Genomic DNA, 11,082 nt, shown 5'->3' on the forward strand with positions numbered 1-11,082 from the left:
GCCATCTTTTCGCAGCGAAGTCGCTCTAGCGAGACCATAGTGCACTCCCGTCCGACCAGACGTTAAATTTAAAGCCACGAAAGTTTCTGCTCTGTTTAAATTCGGAGCCGATAAAATTTTTAAAAATTCCCGAAAGTCCACTCCGCGCCAAAAGAGCATGAGCTGCGTTTTTTAGATACGTAGCGCGGCTAAATTTTAAAAATTTTGCAGGTAATACGCCTTCTGCGCTCATCGTACGTCCGTGCCGCGCCGGACAAGTATCTGCAAAGTATCCGTGCCGCGATGCGGCAGAGTAAAATTTCAAACCGCAAAATCCGCTAAAAATCATCGAAACTCAAGCTTCCTTTGCTGTAGTTCGTGACCTTGCTCTCGAAAAAGTTGCTCTTTTGATCATTAAATTTAGAAAAATCATCGACCCATTTTATCGGGTGTTTCGCGCCGTATCGCTTCTCAAGCCCGATGGCGAGCAGGCGCTGATCGACTAGGTAGTGGATGTATTCTTCGATGATGTCGTCGGTAAAGCCCATGATTTGGTTATCTGTGATGTATTTGCCCCAATCGATCTCTAAGTTTCCCGCCGTCTCGAACATCTCGTAAATTTTATCCACGTTGCGTTTATTAAACAGATCGGCGCGCTCCTTGCGGACGGAATTTATCATATTTTGAAAGAGTAGTAGGTGCGTGATCTCGTCGCGCTGTATAAAGCGGATCATCTGCGCGCTGCCTAGCATCTTGCCCGCGCGAGCAAGCGCATAGATCGAGGTAAAGCCGCTATAAAAATAGATCCCCTCTAAAATTTGATTCGCCACCATCGCTAGCAGCAGCTTATCGTCGCTAACCTCGCCCGCGAGCTCCTCATAGACGCTTGATATGTAGTCGTTTTTCCTGCGAAGCATATCGTCGTGCTTCTCCATCTCGTAGATCAGATCGGTGTTTTCACAGATCGCCTCGACCATGACGGCGTAGGATTTGCTGTGGTTAGCCTCCTCGTAGGCTTGGCGCGCGAGCACGGCGTTGATCTCCGGAGCCGTGATGTAGGGGTTGATATTATCGGCGAGATTGTTGGTCTGAAAGCTATCCATCGATATCAGCTGGCTCCACACGAGATCGTACATCCGCTTCTCGGCACTTGTGAGATTGAAGTTATAATCGCGCACGTCGTCGGTGGTATCGACCTCTTTAGGAAACCAGGTGTTGGCCTCCATCAGATCCCAAAGCTTCAGCGCCCATTGATATTTCGCCTTGGTAAAATTTAAAATTCCCTGCGGATTGCCGCCGAAGACCTTGCGATCGGTAAGGGTCTCGTCGGAGAAGGGATTGTAGATTTTTTTCCTATCCATTTTTTGCCTTTTTAAAAATTTAGGGCGTATTGTAACGAAAAAAATCTTATCGAAGGCTTTGCGGGCAAAATTTAAAGGCGTGAAATTTTACCCGTAAAATTTGCCCAGAATTTTATAAGACGCACGCAGCTCGGCAGGAACACATGGCGTAATTTTGCGACCGAGCGAGCAGAAGCTAAATTTTATACCGGCTGCATACTTGGAAGCTTTGAAATGAAATTTTATGACGAAACTTTGGGGTAAAATTTTATGATGGAGGAATTTTATGATGAAATTTTAAAGGCATGCGGTGCGATTCCATCTATTTACTTTTCGCCAATGCCTGCAGTAAGCACCATTGCGGCAAACGGCGCAATAAAATTTCATCGCGACTCAATGCACGCCAGACAATGCGCGCTAGAAAAATTTCATCGCGTTCATTGCGGCAAGACGCGCGCGGCGGCGTAAATTTAATCAAAATTTCGAAGTTCTATCTTTAGCTCGGTGTGGATTTTGCTCGGATTAAAGCTCGCAAGCGGCGCGCTTAAATTGCCGAAATTATCGCCTGTAGGCAGGAAGTTTTGTAGATAATAGACGCCGCGGTAGCCCTCGCTGTATAGAATTTGCGCCATCTGCTCGATCTTTGCTTCGTTTAAAAAATCGGCATGCACGGTCGTGCGCACCTCAAATTTAAAATTTCGCCGCAGCAAAAGCCTAAGAGTTTGCAGAAATTTATCGTATAAGCTTGACTTCGTGATGAGCTCAAAATCCCGCCGCGGCGCCTTAAAATCAAGCGCGATATAATCGATCAGCCCTAAGCTTAGCGCCTCTTCGATCTTTTGTGGATTCGAGCCGTTGGTATCAACCTTGAGCAAAAAGCCGCGCTGCTTAACTTCGTGCGCCAGCGGGATAAAATCGCTCGCACAGGTGCATTCGCCGCCGCTAAACACGATGCCCTGAAGCTTACCCGCGCGCGCATCCAAAAAACGCAGAAACTCTTCGTTTGAAATTTTACCCCGTGAAGTAACGATTTGGGGGTTGTAGCAGTAGTTACAGCGCATATTGCAGCCGCAAAACCACGCGATCGCGGCGATGTGATCAGGAAAATCAAGCATCGTAAACGGCGTGATCTCGTAAATCTGCGCGTTACGTAGGTTTAAGGCTTGCGGCGGCTTCGTATGCGTTTGTTGCATTTGGCCGGTAGCGGCGACTAGGCTATTTGTTTTTTGTCTTTTTTCTCTTCAAAAAAGACGCGCTCTTTGTGTTCGCCCTTCTTTCCGATATTAAAGCTCTCTACTGGGCGCAAATAGCCCATTACTCTTGTGTAAACGACGCATTTTGTGCGTTTTGCTTCTAACTCTTTTGGAAATTCCATTCTCCATCCTTTCATTAAGATTAAAATTTAAATCGCTATTTAGGCGCCCTTGCTCTGCTTGGCCTTGTATTCCGCAAGCAGCTCCTCGTCGCATTTCGGGCAGTATTCATGCTCGCCCGCGATGTAGCCGTGCTTATGACAGACGCTGAAAATCGGCGTGATCGTGATATAAGGAAGCTTATAGTTTTGCACTACGCTTTTTACGAGCTGTTTGCACGCCTGAGCCGAGCTGATGCGCTCCTTCATATACAGATGCAGCACCGTGCCGCCGGTATAGGAGCTTTGCAGCTCGTCCTGCATCGCCAGCGCCTCGAACGGATCGCTTCCGAAATTTGCCGGAAGCTGCGTCGAATTGGTGTAATATATATTTTTATCAAATCCCGCTTGAATGATATCTGCGTAGCGCTTCTTATCCTCTTTGGCGAAGCGATACGTCGTACCCTCGGCAGGCGTAGCTTCGAGATTGTATAGGTTGCCCGTGCGCTCCTGAAACGAGCGGATCTTCTCGCGCAGATAATCGACCATTTTAAGGGCAAATTTACGCCCGAATTCCGTCGTAATATCTTCTTTGTTGCCGCTGAAATTTCGGATCATCTCGTTTGCACCGTTGATACCGATGGTACTAAAATGGTTATTAAATCCCGGCAGATAACGCTTCGTGTATGGATACAAGCCGCGCTCGAACATCTCGGTAACGAATTTTCGCTTCTTTTCAAGCGTCGAGCTAGCAAGCTCTAAAAGCTCGTCCAGCCTCGCATAAAGCGCCTCTTCGTTGTTTTTATACAGATAGCCTAGGCGGGCTAAATTTATCGTTACGACGCCGATGCTTCCCGTCATCTCCGCGCTTCCGAAAAGTCCTCCGCCGCGTTTAAGAAGCTCGCGCAGATCAAGCTGCAAGCGGCAGCACATCGAGCGCACAGCACCTGGTTTATATGCCTTTGGATTGGGTACGCGCTCGCCCTTTTCGTTTGTGATATATTGCGAGCCGATAAAATTTTGAAAATAGCTAGAGCCTACTTTGGCGGTGTTTTCAAACACGGCGTCGGCCGCAGGAGTATCCCAATCAAACTCCTCCGTTAAATTTACCGTAGGGATCGGGAAGGTAAAGGGCTGACCGCACTTATCGCCCGTCGTTAAAACCTCGTAAAACGCGATCACAATGCGGTTCATCTCAGGCTCGAAATCGCCGTAAGTCAAAGCCTCAAGCGAGTCCTTGCCGCGCCTTTTAGCCTCGGCCAAAAGCTCCTCGTCGTGTAAATTTTTAAATAGATGCTCGTTGTTATGCGTAGGGATCTGCGTTTTTAGATCATCCGGGCAGGTCATATCGATGGTGACGTTGGTAAACGGGCTCTGACCCCAGCGCGCCGGAACGTTTAGGTTGAACACGAAGCTAGTGATCGCCTTTTTGACCTCATCGTCGCTTAATTTGTCGCGGAAAACGTATGGCGCCAGATATGTATCAAAGCTACTAAACGCCTGTGCGCCCGCCCATTCGCTTTGTAAAATTCCAAGGAAATTTGCCATCTGATACAGCGCTTCGCGGAAATGCTTCGGTGCCTTGCTCTCAACCCTGCCGCGCACGCCGTTAAAGCCCTCGTTTAGAAGCACGCGCAAGCTCCAGCCCGCGCAATACGCCGTAAGGCAGTCCAGGTCGTGGATATGATAGTCGCCGTTTCGGTGCGCCGCGCCCTCCTCGCGAGAGTAAATTTTATCGAGCCAGTAGTTTGCGATGACCTTGCCGGCAGTGTTATTGATCAGGCCTGCGTTTGAGTAGCTGGTATTGGAATTTGCTAAAATTCGCCAATCCTGCTTGCTGATGTATTCATTGACCGTCTGGGTGCAGTTGATGTAGGTCGTATCCTCCTCAAGCCCCAGGATGTGCTCACGCTGCATCTTGTGTGTATGGCGGTAGATCATAAAGCTCTTTAGAACGTCGAAATCGCCCGCTTCGAAGAGTTTTTTCTCGATGAGATCCTGAATATCTTCGACGCTTAGTTTATCCTTGAAAACGATCGCGCCCATTACGTTATCGAAGACTTTTTCGTCAAACTCGCTACCCGCGCTTTTGTAGGCTTTTTTGATAGCATCTTTTATTTTGTAGGATTGAAATTCTTGAAAACTTCCGTCTCTTTTAATGATTTTTTTCATAAGCACCCCGAGAATTTTCTGAATAAATTGGCAGAAAGTATATCAAGGAATCTTTAACTCAAAATTAAAGGAACGAGCGGAATATCCGTTACAAATTTTGCTTATAAAAAACGAAATTTAACTAAATCTCGCTATAATCGCGGAGTTTATTTTATAAAATTTGGAAATGCTATGAAAAATTTTAAAATAAGTTTTTTCGTGATCTTGCTGTGTGCCCTTTTAGCGGGCTGCGCTGCGCTTAAAGGCTCTAAAAGCACGGATAATTCGGCGCTTACCGGAGGCATCGATCACGCAGGATATCCAAACGCATATCTGGAGCGCATCGCAGGCGAAAGCATCGCCGATCTGCTCTCAAAGCGTATCGTCGGAAAAAAAGGTGGCAGATTCAGCGTCGTCGGCATCGAGCCACTGGATGGAACGAACGCGCACGGCGTGGATGCGGAATTTTTGAGCAAAAAAATTAGAATTTCACTGCTGCATTCAGGCAAAGCGGTCGTCACAGACGCCCCAAGTAAAGATGAACTCGTATTTAGCAACGATGGTGTAAGCCGTGGCTATCACGCCGTAGAAAGCGGCTCGATCTACGCGCCGGATTACATCTTGGTAGGTAAAATTTTACCGCAAAGCCCCGCTGTGGCAAACGACGGTAAGGCAGGATCTAAAAAATCAAAAAATTTAAATTATGCAGCTAAAAATTCTACCGCGCAAGCAAGCGAAAGCCTACTTTTAGAGCTTTCGATGATAGATACTCGCAACAACAAAAGCGTGTGGAAATATAAAAAAGCGCTTCAAAAGCAAATTTAAGGAATTTTTCGCTAAACTCACGATTCATTTTTTTGAAAGGCGGTGAGGAAAGTGCCTGGAGTAAAGGTATATCCGAACGAATCATTTGACGAAGCTTACAGACGCTTTAAGAAGCAGACCGATCGTAACCTAGTCGTTACCGAGGTCCGCGCGAGACGATTTTTTGAGCCGATGACGGAAGTCCGCAAAAAGCAAAAAATTTCAGCTCGCAAAAAGATGCTTAAACGTCTTTACACGCTACGTCGCTACGAGTCCCGCTTGTAGCAGTTTGCGCGGATTTGCGGATTTTAAATTTGCAGATCTGCGCGAAATTTATCTCAAATCTTTTTAAATTTACAGCCCGCTTAAAATTTGCCCGCCGCGTCAGCGCCGAAATTCCGCTCTAAATTTTAAAATTTACCTCTTAAATTTACGCGCCTCCGTGCGGCGTCCGCTTTGCACGACTCCCGCGAGCCACTAAATTTTGAAATTTATCTTTACCTATTCGTTTTTTAGATATACTTCTACATAAATTTCAAGGAGCAACCATGGACTTAAACGACTACCTCCACACTCAAGATCAGCAGCCCTCAAACCCTCAAGAAAAAGAGGTAGCACTCATCAAATACACCTTCATCGCGGCCTGCGCCTTAAAAGCTATAGCCGAACTGGTGCTATTGCTATTAGGAATTTACGGTGGATTGGGAGTGCTACTAAGCGCAGCGGCATTCGTGCTTTTTATCTTTAGCATTTATAATATCTCCAAGCTTACCGCAAGCCGCAGCCTTTTGCGTAACGCAACCATTGCCTTTGCGGCGATATTTATAGGCGTATTGTTATTTATATTTTTAGCGGGCGGCATCATCGCTCAAATACTACTTGCATTGGGATTCATCGCATCGTTTCTGTTTTTTTATAGATTCTATCAGGAACTTACCGACACTAGCGGAGTCGCGATATTTTCATATTGCTTTATCGCACTTGTACTTGCAGCTATTGCAAATGCGTTTTTGGCGCGTTTTTCACTGCCTGCTACGGTGCTACTAAGCTTAGCGGCACTTGCACTTAATGCTTTTGCTATGTTCAGCGTAGAGGGTTTTTCTCGTTCGTATTATTCTTATGATCTTAGAGGCAAAAGATAAATTTTGATTGCTTGATTGGTTGTGGAAAGACCGGCAAAGAGCTAAATTTTTAAAATTTAAAATCAAGGAGCAAGCCGTGGTCTATTTCAAACACATATTTCTCGCGCTATTTTGCGGGGCGCTATTTTGCGGGGCGCTTTACGGCGAAAATCCAAATAAAATTTCAAAACAAAATTTTAAATCTGACTTCATCTGGGGCGTTACGATCGACGACGGCTGGTACGAGGACGCGCAAGACGCCTCGAGCGCGAAACTACAGAGCATCGTGCGCGCCCTGCAAGCCCTACCCGTAAAGCCGACCGTGCGCGTCGTAATGTCAAAAGAAATTAGCCCGCGCGAGTACGAACCCCTTTTTAGGCGGCTTAGCGAGGTTTCGTACGTGATGGCTTGTCCCGTGGATTCCTACGAGATGAGCTCGTACAAAAGCGTGAAAAGCTACGAAAAGAGGTTTGCGGACGCCTTCGCTGCTCTCGCGCCCTACGTGCAGATCTGGGAGATCGGCAACGAAATAAACGGTGAGGGCTGGCTCGGGGACGATGCGAATTTCATCGCCACTAAGATGATCGCGGCATTCGAGTTCATCCACAAGAAAGGCGCTAAGACGGCGCTTACTGCGTATTATACGCCGAGCGGAGTACAAAAAATAGAAATGCGCGAGTGGCTGCGAAAATTCGTACCGCAGGATATGAAGGAGGGGCTGGATTATCTTTTTGTAAGTTACTACGAGGACGATAACGAGGGCTTTGCGCCCGATTGGAGCGAAATTTTTACCGATCTGCAAAGCGCCTTTCCCGCTTCGAAGCTCGGCATCGGCGAGTGCGGTAACACGGCGTCGGACGCTACGCAGGCGAGCAAAAAGACGATGATGAGGCGGTATTATACGATGCCGCGTTATGTGCAAAACTACGTGGGCGGGTATTTTTGGTGGTATTTCGTGCAAGACTGCGTAAAGGGCGCCGAAGCGGGCGCCTCAAACGGCAAAAATCGCGGCGCGCGCGATAAAGCGGAGGCCACGGACGAGCTACTAAAAAGCCTTAGCGAAGCAATAGGCGAAGCGTACAGATAATACGCGGAGGATTTCAAATTTAAAGCAAAATTTTATGCTTTTTAGGTGCAACGAGGTAAAATTTGGACATGAAAACTTTTATAAAAATTTTAAAAATTACCGCCTTGGTCGTGAGCGTTGCATGCGTGCTTTTTGTGGTGTATATATTTGTGATTTTAAATTTGCTTTTTTCATCCGATACGCCCGAGGGTTGCGATCCTAGTATGCCCACTAGCACTTGCGATTATATCGATGAAAAATTTGAAAAAGAGCTGCAAAATTTGCCCCCGGTCGCCGCTCTGCCGCCATTAGACAAAAGACTCGTATTTTGGCTAGGCGAGAAAAAATTCGCAGGAGGTGCGAAGTTTGATTATCTATACATTAAGGACGATTTTGGGGTCTGGCTTAGGTATAAAGACAGCGATAGCGACGACTTCTTGCTACAAAAAGATATGCCAGAGCGCTACTATGGATACGACGAGATCGATCGTTCGCCGGACGAAAGGTGGGTGAGTAGAGAGCTTGGATATTATAGCTACGGCATCTACGATATTTCGCTTTTTAAAAATGAAGCCAAGATATTTTCTCAAACGGCGTATAAGGTCGTGAGGAAATTTATCGGCTTCTTTAATCTACACTCTATGAGGGGCACCTCTTTTGCAGCTCCGCAAGGCACCGAGGAAAATTTAAACGCTATAAGCGAGCTTCAAACTCCGCTTGCGGATTTTCCGCAAAAGCAGAACTACTCCGCGCTCGGCCCAGCTTATAAATCTGAAGCTGAAGGTTATGTCGGAGATGAAATAGCCAAAAAGCTCGCTCGCAATATCTTTGAGATCAAAGGCGAGGGATGGCGACAAACTATACGTATAAACAGCAGCGCCAAGGATATCAAGGTTATCTGCGGAGATGAAATTTGCCTCGCGCTTGCCTTCGATGAAAGCGAATTTAATCGCTGCGATAACGATACGCCTCATACGGCAATTTATACGCTAAATTTAAAGCAAAAATTTAGCAATTTTCATACGCTTACTAGTAGGAATTTTAACTACGTAAAGCTCGGCGATAAATACACTTTAGACGACGTGGAATCCTTTAAAATAGTTTTATCGAGATTCAGATATATTGAGGGGTATAACAAGGATCGCGAAATCACGGACTACGAGGTTATCTTGCGAAATAGCGAGGGCGAACAGGTCAATGAAATTTGCAGAAACGAAATTAAGAGAGCTCGCAGCCGCTTGCGATAAATCTAAGATAGTGCTGTAGGATTTGACACATAAGATCGTGATTTCGGCGCGCTTTAATTTAGCTTCTAAAATTTACGTGAGAATTTTAAAATTCTAAGCTTCAAGCTTTAAAATTTGCCCGCGGAGCTTTTCAAATTTATCGCGCGGCTTAGGTTTATTTTATCCGCGCCAAGACAGCGAAATTTTTAGGGCGTCGCGATAACTAGGCGCAAGATAGCGAAATTTCACAAAACTGCGGCGAACAAGATACGCAGAGAATGCACGCAAATTTCAAATTTATCTGGATTTTGCCAGCCTGCCCGACGCCGAGCACCATTATTTAGCTACAATCCCTCTCGCTCGCTTTACTTTTCGCTCGTCTTACGATTTGCTCGCCTTATAATTCCTGCTTGATATTGCACTTTGCGAAACTACTTGCTGCGCGCCCTTTCGCAAAACTGCACGGCGTGTGGGATTGTGCCCATCGCTCGCAGATTTTGCAGCATATGCGCGCGATAAAATTCTGTAGCGCAGGTATTTTAAATAAATTTTGATTTAAAAGCGCTAACATAGAGGCGATTTAAAATTTAAAGCTCTCGTGCTCCACGGCTAGCTTGCAAGCGCTCTGCCCGCGAGCAGCCCAGCGTAGCAAAACAGCATACAAACGCATACGCTTAAGACCGCGTTTAGCATGCCTATAGCAAATTCTCGCGCCAGCAATAATTGCAGCGTATCGTAGCTGAACGTAGAAAATGTCGTAAAGCCGCCCAACGCGCCTGCTACAAAAAATACCCGCAGGCTCTGCGTTAAATTTAGTGCGAGCAAAAACCCTATCAGCAGGCTTCCCAGCGCATTCACGCAAAAAGTAGCGATCGGAAACGCACTCCAAAATCCAGCGCGATCCATTGCGCGCGCGATCGCTCCACTTAGGCCTACTCGCGCCATCGCGCCTACACAGCCGCCTAGCCCAGCTAAAATCAAGTTCGTCAATCCAAGTCCTTTTAAAATTTGTAAATTTTATTTCGCTATCTAGCCTCCATAGGACGAAAGATGTGCGACTTCGCTATTTTAACGCGATTAGTTAAAATTCTCTTTTAAAATTTGCTCGCGCTTTTTGAAATTTCGTTTTAAAATTTACTCGCGCGATGAAACGCGACGTTTTACGTGGTGCCGCAAGATGGAGACCAAACGCGCGCAGTGTAAGAGGACGGCAAAGCAAAAAACTACGAGACGCAAAAGGGCGGCGTAGCAAAACAGCGCACATAGAATCGCTCTGACGTGCCCGTAATAGGCGCCCAAATCGCGCTTGTAGCGGAACGACCGCAAAGCAAAACAATAGCGCGACAATCGCTGCAGCGCTACTACAGCGGGCGCTACTGTAGCACCTTTTTTAGCGCTAGCGCAAATAGCACGACATAAAGGACGAGCAGCCATTTTTTCTGCGTTTCGCGCTTTGCACGGCGAGCCTGAGAGGTGCCGAAATACACACCCAAAAGCCCGCCCACAGCTAGCAGCGCGCCGCGTTCGTAATCCACATGGCCATTGTACGAGAGGCTTAAAAGCGCGCTAAATGAGCCGAAAACGATGAAAAATAGCCCCATGCAGACCGCTCTTTTGATATCGACGCCCAAAAATCCGACCAATACCGGCGTTAGAAATACCGCGCCGCCCACGCCCATGCTAAGCGCAATCGCGCCGATAGCAAAGCCGATGAAAAACAGCACTGCGCCGTGGGGGTTTGCATTGCCACCGCTTGCTACGTTCGTGCTAAAGAGCTTGAGAAATGAGATCGCAAGCGTCAGCAGAAGACCGATCTCAAGCACGATTTCCGGCGAGTATTTTACGATGAAGCCCGATATGCTCGCGCCGCACAGCCCTCCGAGCCCCACCGCGATACCGCTATCTAGGCGGAGTCTGCCCGCGCGGTAGTTCAGATACGAGCCGAAAAGCGAGACGATGAACATCTGCATCACTGAGATGCCCGCGGCGGTCTTGACGTCGTATCCCAGAGCCATCATCACGGGCATTACGACCGTACCGCCGC

9 protein-coding genes and 1 pseudogene are annotated in these 11,082 nt (G+C 47.1%); 5 read left to right on the forward strand and 5 right to left on the reverse strand.

Translation table 11 applies throughout. The annotated features are described in order from the left end of the window. Positions 1-317: 317 nt before the first annotated feature. The 3 genes and pseudogenes from Q0095_RS00585 to Q0095_RS00595 form a co-directional block, all read right to left on the reverse strand. Positions 318-1,340, reverse strand: a complete 1,023-nt coding sequence (locus Q0095_RS00585; RefSeq protein WP_177387058.1) for a ribonucleotide-diphosphate reductase subunit beta — start codon at positions 1,338-1,340, stop codon at positions 318-320. A 449-nt stretch (positions 1,341-1,789) separates the two neighbouring features. Then, the gene (locus Q0095_RS00590; RefSeq protein WP_297880392.1) at positions 1,790-2,512 is read right to left on the reverse strand and encodes an anaerobic ribonucleoside-triphosphate reductase activating protein; all 723 of its coding nucleotides are present in this window, start codon (positions 2,510-2,512) and stop codon (positions 1,790-1,792) included. A 17-nt stretch (positions 2,513-2,529) separates the two neighbouring features. Continuing rightward, positions 2,530-4,842 (reverse strand): annotated as a pseudogene (locus tag Q0095_RS00595) (ribonucleoside triphosphate reductase). Positions 4,843-5,013: 171 nt separating this feature from the next. Between Q0095_RS00595 and Q0095_RS00600 the strand changes: the two are divergent. The 5 genes from Q0095_RS00600 to Q0095_RS00620 all read left to right on the forward strand — a co-directional run bounded on the left by Q0095_RS00600 (position 5,014) and on the right by Q0095_RS00620 (position 9,059). Then, the gene (locus tag Q0095_RS00600; protein ID WP_297880394.1) at positions 5,014-5,646 is read left to right on the forward strand and encodes a hypothetical protein; all 633 of its coding nucleotides are present in this window, start codon (positions 5,014-5,016) and stop codon (positions 5,644-5,646) included. A 51-nt stretch (positions 5,647-5,697) separates the two neighbouring features. Further along, complete coding sequence (gene rpsU / locus Q0095_RS00605) at positions 5,698-5,910, forward strand: 30S ribosomal protein S21 (RefSeq protein WP_005869392.1); 213 nt, start codon at positions 5,698-5,700, stop codon at positions 5,908-5,910. 263 nt (positions 5,911-6,173) lie between these two features. Beyond that, positions 6,174-6,767, forward strand: a complete 594-nt coding sequence (locus tag Q0095_RS00610; protein ID WP_297880396.1) for a hypothetical protein — start codon at positions 6,174-6,176, stop codon at positions 6,765-6,767. Between the two features lie 76 nt (positions 6,768-6,843). After that, positions 6,844-7,833, forward strand: coding sequence for a hypothetical protein (locus Q0095_RS00615; RefSeq protein ID WP_297880398.1), 990 nt, complete (start codon positions 6,844-6,846; stop codon positions 7,831-7,833). Between the two features lie 68 nt (positions 7,834-7,901). Then, the gene (locus tag Q0095_RS00620) at positions 7,902-9,059 is read left to right on the forward strand and encodes a hypothetical protein (protein ID WP_297880400.1); all 1,158 of its coding nucleotides are present in this window, start codon (positions 7,902-7,904) and stop codon (positions 9,057-9,059) included. A 588-nt stretch (positions 9,060-9,647) separates the two neighbouring features. Here Q0095_RS00620 and Q0095_RS00625 read toward each other — a convergent pair. Together Q0095_RS00625 and Q0095_RS00630 are read right to left on the reverse strand one after the other, a co-directional pair. Then, positions 9,648-10,028: a CrcB family protein gene (locus tag Q0095_RS00625; protein ID WP_297880402.1), complete on the reverse strand. Its 381-nt coding sequence runs from the start codon at positions 10,026-10,028 to the stop codon at positions 9,648-9,650. Between the two features lie 383 nt (positions 10,029-10,411). Then, positions 10,412-11,082 (reverse strand): sulfite exporter TauE/SafE family protein (locus Q0095_RS00630; RefSeq protein WP_297880404.1); only part of this gene is annotated, 671 nt, incomplete at its 5' end.

It is taken from the genome of uncultured Campylobacter sp., assembly GCF_938045535.1.
Taxonomy (GTDB): domain Bacteria; phylum Campylobacterota; class Campylobacteria; order Campylobacterales; family Campylobacteraceae; genus Campylobacter_B.